Source organism: Hahella chejuensis KCTC 2396, assembly GCF_000012985.1.
Classification (GTDB): Bacteria; Pseudomonadota; Gammaproteobacteria; order Pseudomonadales; family Oleiphilaceae; genus Hahella; species Hahella chejuensis.
Genome location: NC_007645.1, coordinates 258,366 through 274,986 on the forward strand (window position 1 = coordinate 258,366; position 16,621 = coordinate 274,986).

At 56.7% G+C, this 16,621-nt stretch carries 15 protein-coding genes; 5 read left to right on the plus strand and 10 right to left on the minus strand.

Going from position 1 to position 16,621, the window contains the following annotated elements; all coding sequences use genetic code 11:
* Position 1 precedes the first annotated feature (1 nt).
* The gene (locus tag HCH_RS01105; protein WP_011394234.1) at positions 2-628 is read right to left on the minus strand and encodes a YopT-type cysteine protease domain-containing protein; all 627 of its coding nucleotides are present in this window, start codon (positions 626-628) and stop codon (positions 2-4) included.
* 161 nt (positions 629-789) lie between these two features.
* Here HCH_RS01105 and HCH_RS01110 point away from each other — a divergent pair, with 161 nt between their 5' ends.
* On the plus strand, positions 790-1,218 hold the full coding sequence (locus tag HCH_RS01110) for a hypothetical protein (RefSeq protein ID WP_011394235.1): 429 nt from the start codon (positions 790-792) through the stop codon (positions 1,216-1,218).
* A gap of 37 nt (positions 1,219-1,255) precedes the next feature.
* On the opposite strand, the gene HCH_RS34525 is transcribed toward HCH_RS01110, so the two are convergent.
* Positions 1,256-2,080 carry a DUF1186 domain-containing protein gene (locus HCH_RS34525; RefSeq protein ID WP_202945286.1) on the minus strand — a complete coding sequence of 275 codons (825 nt, stop codon included), beginning with the start codon at positions 2,078-2,080 and terminating at the stop codon, positions 1,256-1,258.
* Between the two features lie 126 nt (positions 2,081-2,206).
* Between HCH_RS34525 and HCH_RS01120 the strand changes: the two genes are divergently transcribed.
* A complete protein-coding gene (locus HCH_RS01120; protein WP_148212439.1) occupies positions 2,207-2,971 on the plus strand; it encodes a hypothetical protein in 765 nt (254 codons plus the stop codon).
* A gap of 73 nt (positions 2,972-3,044) precedes the next feature.
* Here HCH_RS01120 and HCH_RS01125 read toward each other — a convergent pair whose 3' ends face one another.
* Entirely contained in the window at positions 3,045-3,620 is a 576-nt protein-coding gene (locus HCH_RS01125) for a YceI family protein (protein WP_011394238.1), read from the minus strand.
* A gap of 614 nt (positions 3,621-4,234) precedes the next feature.
* Positions 4,235-4,720: a DUF6843 domain-containing protein gene (locus tag HCH_RS01130; RefSeq protein WP_041598343.1), complete on the minus strand. Its 486-nt coding sequence runs from the start codon at positions 4,718-4,720 to the stop codon at positions 4,235-4,237.
* On the opposite strand from HCH_RS01130, the gene HCH_RS34350 reads away from it, so the two are divergent.
* A complete protein-coding gene (locus HCH_RS34350; RefSeq protein ID WP_011394240.1) occupies positions 4,719-4,949 on the plus strand; it encodes a hypothetical protein in 231 nt (76 codons plus the stop codon). The two genes, HCH_RS01130 and HCH_RS34350, sit on opposite strands and share 2 nt — an antisense overlap.
* On the opposite strand, the gene HCH_RS01140 is transcribed toward HCH_RS34350, so the two are convergent.
* The 4 genes from HCH_RS01140 to HCH_RS01155 form a co-directional block, all read right to left on the minus strand.
* Positions 4,939-5,466 carry a DUF6843 domain-containing protein gene (locus HCH_RS01140; RefSeq protein ID WP_011394241.1) on the minus strand — a complete coding sequence of 176 codons (528 nt, stop codon included), beginning with the start codon at positions 5,464-5,466 and terminating at the stop codon, positions 4,939-4,941. The genes HCH_RS34350 and HCH_RS01140 overlap by 11 nt on opposite strands.
* A 197-nt stretch (positions 5,467-5,663) precedes the next feature.
* On the minus strand, positions 5,664-9,242 hold the full coding sequence (gene pulA, locus HCH_RS01145) for a pullulanase-type alpha-1,6-glucosidase (RefSeq protein WP_011394242.1): 3,579 nt from the start codon (positions 9,240-9,242) through the stop codon (positions 5,664-5,666).
* 319 nt (positions 9,243-9,561) lie between these two features.
* Positions 9,562-10,821 carry an ABC transporter substrate-binding protein gene (locus HCH_RS01150; protein ID WP_011394243.1) on the minus strand — a complete coding sequence of 420 codons (1,260 nt, stop codon included), beginning with the start codon at positions 10,819-10,821 and terminating at the stop codon, positions 9,562-9,564.
* 518 nt (positions 10,822-11,339) lie between these two features.
* Positions 11,340-11,927 (minus strand): cysteine hydrolase family protein, encoded by a 588-nt coding sequence (locus HCH_RS01155; protein WP_011394246.1) that lies wholly within the window; start codon positions 11,925-11,927, stop codon positions 11,340-11,342.
* Positions 11,928-12,080: 153 nt separating this feature from the next.
* Between HCH_RS01155 and HCH_RS01160 the strand changes: the two genes are divergently transcribed.
* Positions 12,081-13,082, plus strand: coding sequence for a GlxA family transcriptional regulator (locus HCH_RS01160; RefSeq protein ID WP_011394247.1), 1,002 nt, complete (start codon positions 12,081-12,083; stop codon positions 13,080-13,082).
* Positions 13,083-13,088: 6 nt separating this feature from the next.
* Here HCH_RS01160 and HCH_RS01165 read toward each other — a convergent pair whose 3' ends face one another.
* Both HCH_RS01165 and HCH_RS01170 read right to left on the minus strand, forming a co-directional pair.
* On the minus strand, positions 13,089-14,513 hold the full coding sequence (locus HCH_RS01165; RefSeq protein ID WP_011394248.1) for an HDOD domain-containing protein: 1,425 nt from the start codon (positions 14,511-14,513) through the stop codon (positions 13,089-13,091).
* 116 nt (positions 14,514-14,629) lie between these two features.
* Complete coding sequence (locus tag HCH_RS01170) at positions 14,630-15,532, minus strand: SDR family oxidoreductase (protein ID WP_011394249.1); 903 nt, start codon at positions 15,530-15,532, stop codon at positions 14,630-14,632.
* A 132-nt stretch (positions 15,533-15,664) separates the two neighbouring features.
* Here HCH_RS01170 and HCH_RS01175 point away from each other — a divergent pair, with 132 nt between their 5' ends.
* Positions 15,665-16,591, plus strand: a complete 927-nt coding sequence (locus HCH_RS01175; RefSeq protein ID WP_011394250.1) for a DMT family transporter — start codon at positions 15,665-15,667, stop codon at positions 16,589-16,591.
* Positions 16,592-16,621: the final 30 nt, after the last annotated feature.

The window sequence follows — 16,621 nt, forward strand, 5'->3', positions numbered from 1 at the left end:
ATCAACTGGGCGCCACGCACTTCACCATATGCGAGGCGACGGTCCCGCCGTAGTAGGTTCTGAATTTGCGGAACCACTTATGAAACTCCGCTTCCGGCACGTGAAACTCGCCGTAGTTGGGGTCAAATACGACGATGGTGGCGTCATTGGGAACGACCTGTCCCTGACGACCGGATATGGAGCGGAAGAAACCAATCGTATGCGCGCCGTCGGCGCCGACCACTTTCATCGGAAACCAGAAAGAATAGATGTAACCGGCGTATTGCGGTGACATCAACGTGCTTTCCAGCCAGCGCTGGCTGAAGTGAGAGTAGTCTTTGAGAAGCGCGACTTCTTTCAGGCCGCGTATTTGTATCATCAGTTTGTCCGCCTGCTTGTAGGCATTGCCGCCTTCATCCCAGCGATCCCCAAAGGCTTTTTGCAGCACCGGATTGCCAGCGCCTGAACGCACCCCTAACTTCGCCATCCGCTGCCTGGCGCGGGTGATGTCGCCATTGTCCTGAAACATCAGGCTCAGCCAGTTGATGGTGAAGTTATGACAGGCGCCCTCCGAAGCGGCCTGAGATCGTCCCGCCAGTCCCGACATGGCCACCGTCTGGTCAAACTCCGCTATCCTTCTGATAATCATGACTACCTCTACTACTCAAAAAAGATGATGCGGGCGGAGACAGCCTGACGGCGTTACTCAGCGCGCAAAACTTCGACTCGGGTTTTCAGGGGGAAGTTCATAAGCTTATGAAGAATAAGCGTTAATTAAATTTAATGGTGATCAATTAATTTGAGGAATGCATGAACAACAAAGCGCTGTTCTTAAAAATCGCGGCGGAGATTAACGCCATTAACGTCTGTGATTTGGCCTCCGCCTCCAGCAACAAAGCCCTGCTACAGGAGAAGCTGGCGTTGATGAAGTCTGTGATGAGCGAGGAAGGCGTCAGGTTTTGGGATGATTTTCTCTATGAATGCGAGGAGGCGACGGAGGACCTGGAGCTGGAGGAAGACTTTGAGGGCTGGGATCGTCAGCGGTTATCCAGATATATTGCAGCCGCGATTCATGAAAGCGGCGTCTTTAACCTGCTTGGCTTTCCTCAGAACCAGACCGCGTCCTTGTTAAATCTGCAAGACATGGCGGAAACGGAAATAGTGGAAATTTATGAGCACATCGAGAAAGTACAGTGGCGCATTATGGAGCTGTGCGTGGCGGAGCGTATGACGGCCTGACATCCATGATCAGTCAGGCCGATAGCAAGCGAGTTGCTTAACTCATCCCACAACACTTTTTGTATTTATGGCCGCTGCCGCACACGCAGGGATCATTGCGGCCGATTTTGCGATTGATAGGAAGCGCTGGCGCTGGGGGTTCAGGTTCTTCCTGTTGGCGTTGCGCGCCATATTCCTCCAGGTCCAGCAGCTCTTCAATACTGAGTCTGGGCGTGGAGCGTTCTTTGCGGAATCCCAGGCTGATTTCCGCATCCTCCAGGTCGCCGCCGCAGATCAGGTCCACGCAGTTGAGCGTATATAACCGGCGGATGCCGTCGATGGCCTGAGTGGCGTTCAGCTCCAGCAAGCGGGCGACCAATATGCCGTTGAGGACTTTGGCGGATCGGTTCGGAAATTCCATGTATGCGCGGAAAATCTCCACCACCTGATCTTTGTGCGCCGGTTGTGCGACCGCAATAGCCGCCAGCGCCTTAACCGCCAGTGCGGGAATCAGCTCGTCTTCGGCGGGCTCCTGCAGCTTTCTCGCCAGCGGCGCGATAGCCACCGGGCCGATCATGGCGAAGGCGCGATGAATTTCCGCCAGGGCCCAATCCTGAATATAGAGAAAGTCAAAACTGTTCAGCAAAGGCATAACGGCCCGTTCCGCCTGCAATTGCCCCAGCGCGCGGCAGGCGTGCAACGGCGCCCATGACAGGCTGCTGTTTTCGTCTTCGAGATTAAGGCTCTCATCCGTCAAAATCTGGATAAGTTCGGGGATGTCATCCTGGTTAAAACCATACTGCGCCACATAGTCCGGCCAGTCGAAATTTTTAGGAGGGCCGATATTCAGCAAGGCTTTGATTTTAGGATTATTCGTGATCATAAAATACGTTGGTTCCAACTTATCCATTGGTCGGGATTACTGAGGCGGACCGCGCAATTGAGTCCCGCCCCGGAAAAGTGCTTAAATGCGCGGCGGAAGGATATCAGGTGAGATCGCGACGCTTAAGTGGAAATTGCAAACTTCAATAACGCAGGTGCGGATGCATACCCCAATCGATCAGAAAACCGACGTCGCGGGCTACTGTGGGTCGCGTTGCTGGGATCTGTCGGCGCGCATTTGGGGCTATTAATGTCTCCATCCATGGAGTGGCCAGTCGCATCGCGCCCAGTCTCGTCCACCATTACGATTCAGATCAGAACGCAGCAAGCGCCAGATACATCAGTTCCAGAAGCGGACATTGCTGAGACCCCCGTTCCTGATTCCACGCCTGCAACCTCGGAGGCAAAGCCCGAGCCTCCGCAACCGACACAGGTCAAACCCGAACAACGAGTCGTCGAGACGCCGCCCAAGCCTCGTAAGCAGGAAGAACCGGCTGCGCTGGAAAAGGCGCCGCCTGCAGCGACGGTTAAATTACAAACGGAGCCGGCAAGCCAGCCGCGAAAAAAACTGTTGCTGGATAATGCCCTGGAATACGCCAGGGACAATGTGAGGACTGAGCCAGAAGACAAGCCCAAACATTTTGATCGACGTCTGGATCAGGCGCTCATGGATGCGAAAATCTATAACCAGGAGGGCGAATACCCGCCTGATGCCGTGGAGAGCTTTGAGGACAGCGCCGGGCGCCGTTTCGTTAAAGTGCAGGGAGGCGGTTGCTTTGAATTGGTGAGTGAGGAAATGAGTCGGCGCAAAGGCGACGTCTGGTACTTTTCCGACGGTTGCGGAGGCTCCGATGACGATAAAATCCAAATCGACTTTAAGAATCTGAATTAGGAAGGGGAGTTAAGGCGTCGCCGAATACACGCAGAAAGCGTGATCCCCCGCCTGGGCGGGGGAGGAAACCGACTTACTTGGCGTCAAACGTCAAGTTGAAGGTGACGGGAACGGAAATGCTGATGGAAGGCAGCTTGGCGATGTCCTTCAGCTTCATGACGCCGTCTTTCAGAGCGAAATCCGCGGCGTTGATGACCAGCGGCTGCAGCGTGGAAACCACCACCTGCTTATCGGAGACGCGATTGATCACGACTTCCGCTTTCACTTCTTTCTTCACGTCGTGCAGTTCCAGAGATCCGTCCAGGCTCGTCACGATGGATGCGCCGGGAGCGGCTTTTTTCAGCAGCTCAGGATCAAGTTTTACGCTGTAAGTCGCTTTCGGGAATTGCCCGGTCTGAAAAAGTTCTTTCTTCATCCGCTCATTACGGATATCGATGTTAGTGGCGACGCTGTTCAGGTCGATTTCCAATATGGCTTCGCCTGCGTCATTGATGCTGCCGCTCAATTGGCCAAAGTGGTGCACTTCAGCGACATCGGTGGCTTTGATGGAGATAAAGCTTAACTTGGATTCTTCGTTGTTCAGCTGCCAGTTCGCAAATACGGAGCTGCTGATACAACACAAACCCGCCAATAACCACTTTGCTTTCACGTTTTCACCTCGCTGTGACTGTATAGTTTAATCCCTGGTTTCGGAACGTAACTGGGGATGGGTACTGTAAAAGGCGGTTACTGTACCAGAAAATGACCTGGATTAAATAAAGTAAAAATATAAAGCTTTTGTTAAATTTTACTAATATTCAATGAGTTGCAAGACAGCTTGTTACTTCTTCGAAGGGATTAGGCAAGATGGGGCGACCATCTGAAGAGGCCGGTTAGGCGGGGCGATGCTTTCTTATTAATCAGGCAGTCAAATAGCTTCCTTCTATTTGTCTGCAACGACAGGGCCTGCGCATGTCAGGCCCTGTCTCCCGCGGCTGGCCGCCGCGCAGGCGCGTCCATGCGCCTGGTTATTAACATGCCAATATCATTGTCATATTAATAAGTCGGTCGGGAAAAAGAAGTAGTTCGGAAAAATGTAGGTTGGAAAAGCGAAGCGCCTTCCAACGCTGCTGAATAGCCACTGATCCGCTCCCAAGTCAGTATTAAGCGCCTTTGCCATTTTCGGCGATAGTCCGACATGGGTCGTTGGATGGCGCGTTGCTTATCCAACCTACGTTTGCTTTAAGTCCTTGCCATCTCTGCTCCCGTTGAAACAAGAAAATGCTACGGGCACTGAAATGGGTGCTCAGCCAAATATTCTTCTAATCCGAACTGATTCTTTCCCTCCAGCGCGTCTGCTTTCAGCCCGACATAGTAATACTGATATGTCACATCGCAGGGAATGCCTGGGTCTGAATAAACCCCAGCGCCGCCGCCAAAAATTGTAAGCTCAGGGTCGTTTCGATTTTCTGGCGTATCATCCAGGCTCGTTGTCCATCTTCCTTTAATTTCTACGCGCTGGCCGTTTTCCCCAACGTAGTAATATTTTACGTCTTCGGCGGCTATCCAACCCTCGTTCAGTTCCCCTTGGGTCAGCAAAACGCCTGATGGAGGAATTTCATAAATCCGACTCCCCTTCTCGTGCCTGACAGGCTCTCCAGAAGGAGTGTTAAACAGGATATAAAACATACCTACAAAATTATCTGGCAACAGATAGATTTCTGGTTCTGGCGAAGCCGCTTTTTGTCCGCAGGCGGCGACAAGCGACATGGAGGTCAGCAAGAGACAGATAGGTAACTTATTCATTAGCTTTGATTATCGAGACAGGGTGACGCGCAGTATTTCTGATAAGGCCGTCGCCTTCAATGGACTAAAAGGCATAGCGTCAGGTGAATTGAGAGAAGAAGGGAAAAGGCTGGTGGACCGAGAAAACAAGCCGACGCTTGAGCCGTTGCTGGCGCCAAGCGTGATAGGCTTGCCTGATGGAGTTATTTCATAGGGCACTGGAATGGGTGCTTATCCAAATATTCGTCTAATCCGAACTGATTTTTCCCCTCTAGTACGTCTGCTTTCAACCCGACATAGTAAGACTGGTATGTCACGCTACAGGGAATGCTTGGGTCTGAAATAACCCCAACTCCGCCGCCAAAAATTGTAAGCTCAGGGTCGTTTCGATTTTCTGCCGTATCATCCAGGCTCGTTGTCCATCTGCCTTTAATTTCTACGCGCTGGCCGTCTTCCCTGACGTAGTAATATTTTACGTCTTCGGCGGCTATCCAACCCTCGTTCAGTTCCCCTTGGGTTAGCAAGACGCCTGATGGGGGAATGTCATAAATCCGACTTTCTTTCTCATGCCTGACGGGCTCTCCGGCAGGGGTGTTAAACAGGATATAAAACTTACCTACAAAATTATCAGGCAACAGATAGATTTCGGGTTCAGGCGAAGCCGCTTTTTGTCCGCAGGCGGCGACAAGCGACATGGAGGTCAGCAAGAGACAGATAGGTAACTTATTCATTAGCCTTGATTATCGAGACAGGATGACGCGCAGTATTTCTGATAAGGCCGTCGCCTTCAATGGACTAAAAGGCATAGCGACGGGTGAAAAAAGAAAAGTAGGAGGAGGAAATGGCAGGCGGATCGAGAAAACAAACCGACGCTTGAGCCATTGCTGGCGCCAAGCGTCGGGTGGAATGAACGTTTTAGCTGAAGCCGTTAATTTATGTCAGTCACAGCGGTGGTCGTTACGGTCAGTGTGGTCGCATCTTTGTCGGATGCGTTAAAGCGGAAGGTGACTTGGCTTTCTTCCGTCAGGGTCAGGCTGAGGTTATCGCCGTCGGCGGTAAGCGCGGCGGTTTCCCCCGGCGTCAGCGTCAGGCCTCCGCCGAGGTTGATGGCCGCCCAGTCCGCATCGGCGATTTTCAGGCCGTAGCTCCCCGCCGCAAGAGTCAGTGTGGCGACATAGTCGCCATTGCTGCTGAAGGTCAGGGGCGTATCAGTACTCCAGCCGTTCATGTCCCCGCGCAGATACACCGTGGTTGCGCCGTAAGGCGGAATGGCGGAGGGATCTTTGTTGTCGTAATTCACCGGCAGGCCGGCGCCTTGTGACGCCCCCTGGGGTTTGACGAAGACGGCGCTGGTGAGGGCGGGGACGGTGAAGCTGTCGCCGCTGCTTGTAGCGCCTGCCGCCACGGGATCGGCGCCGGAGGCCTGGGCGTCGATCAATTGGAAGCCGCTGGCGCTGGGAACAGTGATAGTCTGCTGCGCGCCAGTGGCGTTGATGATCGCTACGATAGCGTCGTGATCAGGATCAAGATCGGTCAGGCCGGTTCCATCGTCGATGGACATGGCGATCAGACCGGGAATCTGGCTTGAACCCACATTATGGAAGTCCACTCGCGCTTTGATATCAGCGGCGCTTTCCAGACGGAACAGCTTGCTGCCGCTGCGAATGCGCAGGAAGTCGCGGAATATGGCGGCGGCGTCGGTAATCTGAGCGGCTGACGTTTGCGCATTGGCGTTGGCGATAATGCTCTGGATCAACGGCCAGTTGGCGCCGTCTTTATCTTCTCTCGGCAGCCCGACATTCCAGTTGTTGTCGGCGTAGCTGAAGTCCACTTTATTGAACCAGTCGCCGGAATCGTAACTATCGCGCTGCATGGACTTGGAGCGCAGGATTTCCGATCCCATGTGCAGGAAAGGCACGCCCTGGCTCAACAGTGGAATGCTGAGGGCCAGCAATTGCATGCGCACGCGATCCTGGGCGCTGACGTCCGTAGCGATCTTGTACTGGTTGTTGTCCCACAAGGTCTGATTGTCGTGCTTGGAAACGTAATTGATCGTGTCAGCCGGGTCTTTCGCATAAGCGGTAGGCTGGCCGTTGTAGTCCAGATTAGCGCCGACGTTGGTGGCGCCGGAGGCGTCCACCAGCACGAAGTCCGTCAGGTTGCCCGCCATGCCGACGCGAATATTATCGGTCAGGCCCAGTAGCGTGGCTTTTTCTGTATCGGAGCCGCTGTTGAACTCGTTGGGCAGGGTATACAGCCCGTTAGCGAAGCCCTGGTTGGCGCGCAGGCTGTCTGCGGAATCAAAGGGACCGCCGCCGCGAACCGCGTCGCGCAGGCGGTCGGTGAAGGTGCCGATCTGGCTGCCGCTCATATTGAGCTGCGTGGCCTGGACGAAACGGGCGTCATTCTGCACTTCGCCGAAGTTCCAGCCTTCGCCATAGAAGTAGACGTTGCTGCGTACGGCGCGCACTTTGGCGAGGGCGGATTCGATGCCGGATTTGGGATGATGGCCCATCAGATCGAAGCGGAACGAATCGATGTGATAGTCACGGGCCCACACCACCAGTGAATCCTCCATCAACTTCTGGAACATGGCGGCCTCGGTGGCGGTGTTGGAGCAACAGGTGGAGTTTTCCACCGCGCCGGATTCAGGATTCAGGCGCTGGTAATACCCGGGAACAATCTTGTCCAGCACGGATTTTTCAGCGGCGCCGGCGTCGTTAGTGTGGTTATACACCACATCCATGACCACATTCAGTCCCATATCATGCAGCGCCTTCACCATACGACGGAATTCCAGAATGCGCGAGGTTCCCTCCGGTTCATTGGCGTAGCCGCCTTCCGGCGCGGTGTAGTGATAAGGGTCATAGCCCCAGTTAAAGCTGTCCAGGGCGCGCAGATCGTTCATCAACGCCTGGGCGCAGCCGCTTGCGGGGTCGCAAGCTTCCAGTACGCTGCGCAGGGTGGCGGAGTCCGTTACGGATGTATCTCCGCACAGGGCGGCGGCGCTGCGGAGTGCGCAGAATTCGGCTTTGGTGCTGTCCAGGTCAGCGCGGGCGCCCTGGCGTTCGTCAACCGTAGCGATATCGAACGCAGGCAGCAGGTGAAGGTGGGTTAATCCCGCGTCTTTTAAGGCTTGCAGATGCGTCATGCTTTCCCGGCCAGGTTCGGTGTACGCCAGGAATTTACCGTTATAAGCGGCTGTGCCGTTGTTATCTGAGCCGCTGAAGTCGCGAATATGCGTTTCGTAGATGATAATGTCCTCCGGCGCTGCTACGGCGTAAGCGGAGGGATCGGCGTCTGCGCTCCAGCCGCTTGGTTGCAGGGCGGCGTCATTCAAATCCGCCACCTGGCTGTATTCGCTGTTGGCGGAGAGGCTGAGAGAATAGGGATCGGTGACGTCGAACGTTTCAACGCCGCCGGTCTGAGGGTGATACACCTTCACTTCATAGCGGTAGTAGCGGCCGTTGTCATTCTGGTCGCTGGCGAAAGTCCAGACGCCGCTGGCGCTGTCTTCCGTCATGACGTCGGCGGAAAGCAGATTTTTATCTGCGTCATAACGTTTCAACTTCACGCTTTGCGCCGTCGGCGCCCAGAGTTTGTAGACGGTGGCGCCGGCAGTGACGGCGCCCAGTTGCGCGTCGGCGGCGGCTTCGGCATAGAGCGCATCCAACGCGCCTCGCGTCTGCACTTGCGTGGCGTCGCGCAACTCGCCGCCGGTGCTGAATTGCGCCACGACCAGTTGTTCTTTCAGCAACGCTTTGGCGTCGACTGAGTCAGGCAAAGTCCAGGCGCTGTAAGAGGCCAGATGTGGAAAACGGGCTTTGACCTGATCGCTCAAGCTGGAGGAGGTCAGTTCAATCGTTTCGCCTCCGCTCAGTTCGCCAGTGGCGGGGTTCACGGTGATTGAGGCGTTAGCGGAATGGTACAGACGCACGCTGCCGGAGCCGTTATAGGCGATGAGGTCGGCGTCCAGCCAATGGGCTTTGGCGCCTTCCAGCGCGACGGGGGGACTGGTTAGCGGATCGGGATAAAGTACGCCCACTCCGCTGAAGGAAAAGGCGTCGTCGCCCAGGGTCGCTTTGGAGTAGGTATGGTCCTGACCGCCGAGATCCTTGTCATCGCCTTTGTGCATAATCAGATTGAATGACGACCAATTGGCGCTGTCGAAATCAATCACGTAATACGCGCCGTATTTGCTGCTGACGCCTGTGGCGGGGAGGGGGTTGGACCAGCTGGTTTCACCGCCGCTGATGTATTCGCTGGAGCTGAAAGCAGCGCCGGAGGCGCTCCACAGGTGCAGTCCCCAGCCGTCGTAATTGTTGTCTTCGCGTTTGTAGTAAATAACGGCCTGGGAGGCGGTGGGCGTGTAGAGGCCGTCATCGCCGTCACTAGTTCCATCGCCTTTATCGCCGCCCCCGTTGGAGCAGCCGAACAGGGTCAGTAGAGTCAACGCCAGCAAGACGCTGACGCCTTGCCTGCAGTTCCATGTAAAACAACGTTTCATAGAGGTACGCCTTTCTGATTATATTTGTTGTTGCTTTGAGTGCGTTTGGTGAGGCTATGCTAATGGCAACGCGCGCCCCTCACCAACCAGCCGCCCGAGCCGTGGATGCGCGATATTGTATTTTATAATCAATAGGTTACGTAGTTTATACGGACGGCGATCGAATCCAGATAGCGAAATTCCCCCCTAAAATCCCCCCTGGAGGAGATGGCGCAGGCTTATCCTCCTTGCTGGCGGCGCAGATCGGCGTATAAAAGATGAAAATACGCCCCCAGGGTCATCCCCAGGGGCGCTGAGAGGCCAGGTTGGAGGGAGTGCGTCAGTTGATGGCGTAGGAGCCGTAGCGCATGCGTTTGGCCAGTGTGACAGTGGCTTTTTCCGGGCTCATGCCGGGATCGTGCAGAAACTCGTGCAACACGGCGTAGAACTCTTCCTGCACCCGCGCGGTGGTGGCCATACCGTGGGCGATGCTGGGCAGCAAACCGCCGTTTTTCTCCGCCGCCAGAAAGTCCGCGCGGCTCAGGCGGGCGCAGTCGTCGAACTGGTCCAGGCTGACATCCCTGCGCGCAGGGATGGAGCCTTTTTTCAGATTGAACACATTCTGGAAAGTCTCGCTCATGATGGCGTCCGCCAGGTCCTGTTGCGCGGCTTGGGCGCTTTCAGATTTGAGCTGGAACATCACCAGCGTGTCGATGTTGTAGAGAAACTGGTTGGACGTGCCCGGCATGGGCGCGCAGAGGAAATCTTTACCGGCCTTCTGGCCCGCTTTTTCAAACTCGCCTTTGGCCCAGTCGCCCATGAACTGGAACGCGGCCTGACCATTGATGACCGCCTGGGTGGCGACGTTCCAGTCCTGGCTTTTCAGGTCAGTCTTGAAATAAGGCTGCAAGCGGCGGAATTGCGCCAGCACTTTGGTCATAGTGTCGCTTTTGATGACGCCATAGTCGTTCTCAACAAAAGCCAGCCGATAGAACTCTTCGCCGCCCACCGCCAGCGCGACGGACTCGAACACGGTGGCGTCCTGCCAGGACTGGTCGCCATGAGCGATGACCGGATAGCCTTTGGCTTGAATCTTCTTCGCGGCGGTTTCGAACTCTTCCCAGGTGGTGGGAACGGCGACGCCGACGTCATCAAGAATGCGTTTGTTGATCCACATCCAGTTGACCCGGTGCACGTTTACGGGCGTGGAAACATAGTGGCCGCGAAATTTGGCGACGTCCGCGATCACGGGAGGCAGTTTCTCGTCCCATTGCTGCTTCTGCGCCAACTCGTCCAGATTCTGCAGAAAACCCAATCTGGCCCAGCGTTCGATATCCGGGCCCTTGACCATGGCGGAAGCGGGCGGGTCGCCCTGGATCACGCGCTTTTTCAGTTCGGCGTTGGCGCTTTCGCCGCCGCCCCCCGGGACCACAAAGTCGCGCCAGGTATGCCCGCCTTTTTTCACCAGATCCTTCAGCACGTCGATGGCGGCGGCCTCTCCCCCGGAGGTCCAGTAATGCAGCACCTCGACTTCGCCGGCCGTTGCGGCCTGACTCTGCCAGCATAGCGCCAATGAGAGAAGGATCGTTTTCTTATTCATGGGTTTTCTCCTCGTGCGAACTTAAACTGCAGTTCAATTGAGCCACGCTGCCGGTTTCCGAAACGACGCCAAACGCCGCAGCCTTTCGGTCCGGCTTTCTTAATCGTTTAACGTACAACGCCCGCACTCCGGCGAGCCCTGGCGCTTTCCCCGCCAGCCTCCCTGCATTCCGGACAAACTGCAGTCTGCAATTCGGGCCGGCTTCCTTACCCGCCGCCGACGCTCCAACAGGAAAAGAGTCGGTCCGGTCAGGTCGCGCGCTTGCTGCGGCTACCTTCCCACGCTAAAGGGGAAATGGGTAAAAGACTTACGGCTTTTGGGGAATTTCATTCGGGAAAGTAATCTGCAGGCGGCCAGTGAACTGTCCATACTGTAAAACGCCAGCCATGGGCGGCGACTCTCTCCATCAAGGCGGCAAAGGTAATGAAAAGCGGCGGCATTGCAATCGGAAAATGCGAGCGGGCCGCCTGAATGTGACAGACAGCCCGGTTTTCTGCTTTTTCTTATGGGGCAGGAAGTTAGATCAGCTTATGTTGTTGCAGGAAGCCATCCGCCGTCGTGACTTCGGCGAAGAAGCCGATGACGCTGGCGAGCATGGCCCGTTGCACTTGCTCCGCCGGGACGCTCTCTCCGTCAAGAATAAGGTCGCGGGTGGCGGTGGCGTCGCCGATCAGAGTGACGCCGTAGCCATGCTCCGCCGCGGCGCGCACCGTGGTGTTGACGCACATGTGCGTCATCATGCCGACGATCACCAGATGTTTGATGCCCTGCTTCTCTAAGAGTTGATCCAGTTCGGTGCGAAGGAAGCTGCTGGGGTAGTTTTTCACGACGACGGTTTCATCTGCTTCAGGCGTGACGGAAGCGTGAATCTTTTGCCCTTCCGTACCGGGAAGAAAGAACCCGCGGTCGCCAACCATTTCATGCTGGATGTGGATCACCGGCAAGCTGGCGCGGCGGAATCCCTGCAACACCCTGGCGGCCTGCGCGGCGGCCTGTTCGGATTGATGCAGCGCCATGGCGCCGCCAGGGAAGTAGTCGTTCTGGATGTCGATTAACAGCAATGCTGTGTTGTGTAGGTTGATCGCTGGCAGGTTGGTCGCAGTCATGCTTGTCTCCTTTTGTCTTCAATAGGGTTCAGGTGGCCTGCCCCGCTGGCTTGGCGATGGGGTTCGGCTGGCGGATCAGGTTGAGGACTATCTTAGGGACTGGAGGCGGGATATGCTGATGTCGTAAACGACAAATGCGGGGTGGATTACGACATGGCGCAAACCCAATCAGGCATCAAACGTTACGAGGTGGGCGTGCTGCTTTATCCCACTTCCATGCAGTCGGCGGTGTTTGGACTGAAAGACTTGTTATCCGTGGCGGAAGAATACCGGCGGCAGGCGGCGTCGCCGCATTGGCCTGAGTTGCGGGTCAGTTTTTGGCGCACAGGGGAGGACGCCGGGCAGCCGGGTCTGAGTTCCCGTCCGCTGCATGAGGCGCTGCAGGCGGCTCCAGACGTGCTTATCGTTCCGCCCTGCTTTGACGCTCTGGCGGTGGACTGGCGCCAACCGGCGCTGACAACCGGATTGCAGGCGTTGCATGAGCATGGCGCCATCATGGCGTCCGCCTGCGCCGGCAGTTTCGCCCTGGCCGGCGCGGGTTTACTGGATGGCCGTAAAGCCACGACCCACTGGCGGCTGGCGAAGGATTTTCAGGCCATGTTTCCGTTGGTTGAGCTGGTGGAGGATGAGTTGCTGGTGGATCAGGGCGACGTGGTCACCGCGGGCGGCGTCAGCGCCTGGATGGATCTGGGGCTGCGTATGATTCAACGGGTGACCTCCGCCTCCCTGACCATGAACCTGGGCAAGTTTTTTCTGGTGGATACTGGCCCTCGTCGCCAGCAGTATTATCAATTGTTCGCCCCGGATTTCTCCCACGGCGACAGCGCCGTGCGCAAACTGCAGTTATGGTTGCAGGAACGCATGGCGCAGGACGTCTCGCTTGAAGAAATGGCGGCTGTGGCCCGGGTTGGCGAGCGTACGCTGCAACGGCGTTTTCGCAAAGCCCTGGGCATGACGCCGCTGCAATATGTGCAGCAACTGCGCATTCAACGCGCCAGGGAGCTTCTGGAAACCAGCATGGCGACAGTGGAGCGTATTATCTGGGATGTGGGCTACGAAGACCCCAGCTCTTTTCGCAAACTGTTCAAACTCGCCACCGGCCTGACCATGACGGAGTATCGCGCCCGCTTTCAGCCAACCTGTATGAGCTGGTGACCCGCTTCAAGAACTGGCGCTTTGCGACTGCTCGGACAGCTGCAGCAGGCCAAGCTGGGCCTGCTGGGTAAAGTGGCAGAAGGAAAAAAACTGCTCCGGTGACGGACGCGTGCGACAATCCGCGTTATCGGCGTATATCAGTCCGACAATGCGCGGGCCTACGCGCAACGGCGTGAACATGCTCGGCGTGCGTCCGATCAGGCGGTCGAAGTCCGGTCCGCGCAGAATCCGCCAGGCGGGATCGTCCGCATTGGTGAAACAACCGCTTTGCAGCGCTTTCGCCATGGCCGCGAGCAGGCTGTCTGACTCCAGATTGACGTAGAAATTTTCTTTCCAGTGATCCGTATGCGGCCCCAGCACCTTCTTCGGAACCAGTTGCTTCTGGCTGCGGTCGGTCATCAGCAGCGCCACGCGGGTCAGGCCGACTGCGCGGTGCAGGCCTTCCACTACCGTCATGAGTATCAAGTTGATGTCAGGCTTTTCCGTCAGCATCACTGACAGGTCGCGCAGAATCTGCAACTGCAACGCCGGGTCTGCCGGTTGCGGCGGCGTTTGTTCGCCGGCGTAGCGGGCGTTATGGCCGGGGATATGGTTGACAATCTGTTTCATGCCGATGGCCGCGGCGATTTTTGCCGCCTCCTGAGCGTTGGTTTTCAGGCGCTGCTCCAGGTTGTCCGGTTGCTCGTTCAACTGCGAGGCGAGGTGGTTGATGGACTGTCGTAAGGTAGGCGAATTCCAGCCCTGTTCGGCCTCTTCCACCAGGCCAACGATACTGCGGATCATCGTCACCATCTGGTTGTCCGCCTTGCCGCCGCTGACTACTGCTTGCAGCAGCGGGCCCAGTTTCCAGCAGTCCACCAGCCCCCGTGTGATGGCGGGGAAAGTGGCGCCGAGAACCTGTTTCTGGGCGGTGACCGGCTCCTCCCGAACCAATAGCTCATCAAGGGCCTCCGCCTGCGGCGTGCGACAGGACCAGAACGCCAGCTCGCCAATATTGCTGAGCAACGCGGCGATGAAAATCTCTTCACTGCGCGATGGCGTGAATTTGCCCAGCAAACGCTTGGCCTGCACCGCCGCATGCAGTGCGCGGGCGAGGCTTTTCTGTAAATGGATGCGGGGCGATTTGCTTAACAGCGCGTCGATCACCAGGGAGGAAACGGCGATAGAGCGAACGGTTTCGAAGCCCAGCAGCATGATGGAGCGACTGATGGTGCTCACCGGCTGACAGGATGGATTATAGAAGGCGGTGTTGGATTGCCGGATGACTTGCGAAGTCAGGTCGGCGTCTTTCAATATGACGTCCGCCAGCTGCTGTACGGAACAGTCGCCGGTAGCGGTGAGCTCGTTGATTTCCCGCATTGTCTGAGAAAGTACGGGCAATTCGACTCGGCTCAGAAAGTCGACCCAGGCTTGGCAGTTCTTGGCGATCATTAAAGGTCCCCCCTGTCGCCCAGTATGACCGGCGAAACAGGGGAATTCCGTAACGGTTTTGCAACCGGACTTGTACGGAAGGTGTGAACTCTGTGCAGATTTGCGTTAGTCAGTGACTAAATGTTGCGCAGCTCCGCCAGCATTTCATCCATGAACGGGGTCTTATAGCCAAGGCCCCTGGCGCGGCGGCTGTCCAGACTGACGTCGCGGGGGCGCTTGGCCGGCATGATGACATCCCTTTGTTTTTGCTCCTGAACCAGATCTTCATCAAGTCCAAAGGTACGCGCCAGGGCTTTAAGAAAGTGATGGCGGGAGACGGTCTCTATGCCGCCCAGGTGCAGGGTGAGACCTTGCTGCATCTGGAAAAAGCGTACGATGCCCTGAGCGGCGGTGGCGTAATCCACCGCGGAGCGATATTCGTCGACAAAGCCGGTGAGCGTCTCGCCCTGACGCAGGCGCTCCAGCCATTGCGTCACGCCGCTCGGCTTGAGCAGACCCAGGCCGAACATCCAGGGCATACGCACGATGGTGGCGCGGGGATGCTGTTCGCGGATCAACTTCTCCGCCATCGCCTTGTGCTCGCCATAGCGGTTGATGGGGTTCACCGGATCGCTTTCCCGGTATACGCCCTGACGGCCGTCGAACACCAGATCGGTGGAGGTGAACAGCAGCGGAATATCTCTCTCCGCGCATAAAGCGGCGAGCAGGCGCGTCGCTTCCACGTTCACTTGCAGAGAACGCTCCGGTTGCTGCTGGCAGGTATTGGGATCGGACAATGCGGCGGCGTGGATTACGGCGTCCGGCGTCAAATTGCGGAACATGGCCTGCGTCAGCTCGGCGTCGCACAGATCCTGGCGCACGCGAAACGGCGCTAAATCCTCCGGCAGCGTCACCTGATGGCTCTGCGCCAGCACTTCGTAATCCTGATTCAGCGCCCGGCAGATATGCGCGCCTAAAAAGCCGCTGGCGCCGGTGACCAGCACTCTGGGTTTTTTGGCTTCGTTGGAAAAAAGTTGCATGAAAGTCCCTTGGTTTTTGGCCTGAGCCTGTGAACGGCAAGTCTGCCATTTAAGGCGGTTGTGATACAATCGGCGGTTTGTTTGCGGCCTTTGGACTTTTTTATTTTCCCTTGGGGATGATGGAGGTAGTTGATGAGAGTCGGCGCGTATCGTTCGGAAGCGATGTTGATTGTCGCGGCGGCGATTTGGGGGTTCGCCTTTGTCGCCCAGGTGGCGGGCATGGAGCACGTAGGCCCCTTTACTTTCAACGCCGCCCGCTTTGTGCTCGGCGGCCTGTCATTGATTCCTCTGCTCATCATCTTGCCGCGCCTGCAGCGGGTGGCGCCGGCCAAGCCCAAGGCTAAAGGCCTGTTACTGGGAAGCTGTCTGGCGGGTTTTTTTCTGTTCGCCGGCGCCTCGCTGCAACAGGTGGGGCTGCAGTACACCACCGCCGGTAAGGCGGGCTTCATCACCGGGCTTTATATCATTCTGGTTCCGATGTTTGCGTTATGCTGGGGACAGCGGGCCGAAGCCAAAATATGGTTTGGCGCGGCGCTATGCGTCATTGGCTTGTTTTATCTCAGCGTGCGGGAAGACTTTACCGTCTCCTATGGCGACTCCCTGCAATTGATCGGCGCCGGATTCTGGGCGGGGCATGTGTTGATGATCGGCTGGCTGTCCCCCCGGTTTAACCCTTTGCATATCTCCATCTTGCAGTTCCTGGTGTGCGGCGTAGTGAGCTGGATAGTGGCGTTCGCCGTTGAAACGCCCACTTGGAGCGGTCTGTGGGGCGCTTCCTGGTCAATCGCCTATGCGGGCTTCATGTCTGTGGGAATCGCCTATACTTTGCAGGTGATCGGCCAACAGCATGCGCCGGCGACCCGGGTCGCCATCATCATCAGCCTGGAGACGGTTTTCGCGGTGCTGGGCGGGTGGTTGCTGCTTCAGGAAGTCCTGGATGAAAAAGCCATTTATGGCTGTGGTCTTATGCTTGCCGGCATGATAGTTTCGCAGCTGAATTTCAACCGTGGCCGCACCCGAGAGAGAAAGTTGCTGGACTCCGGCGCGGCGGGTTCCTGATCAGGCCTTTCGGTCTGAACACAACGCTTA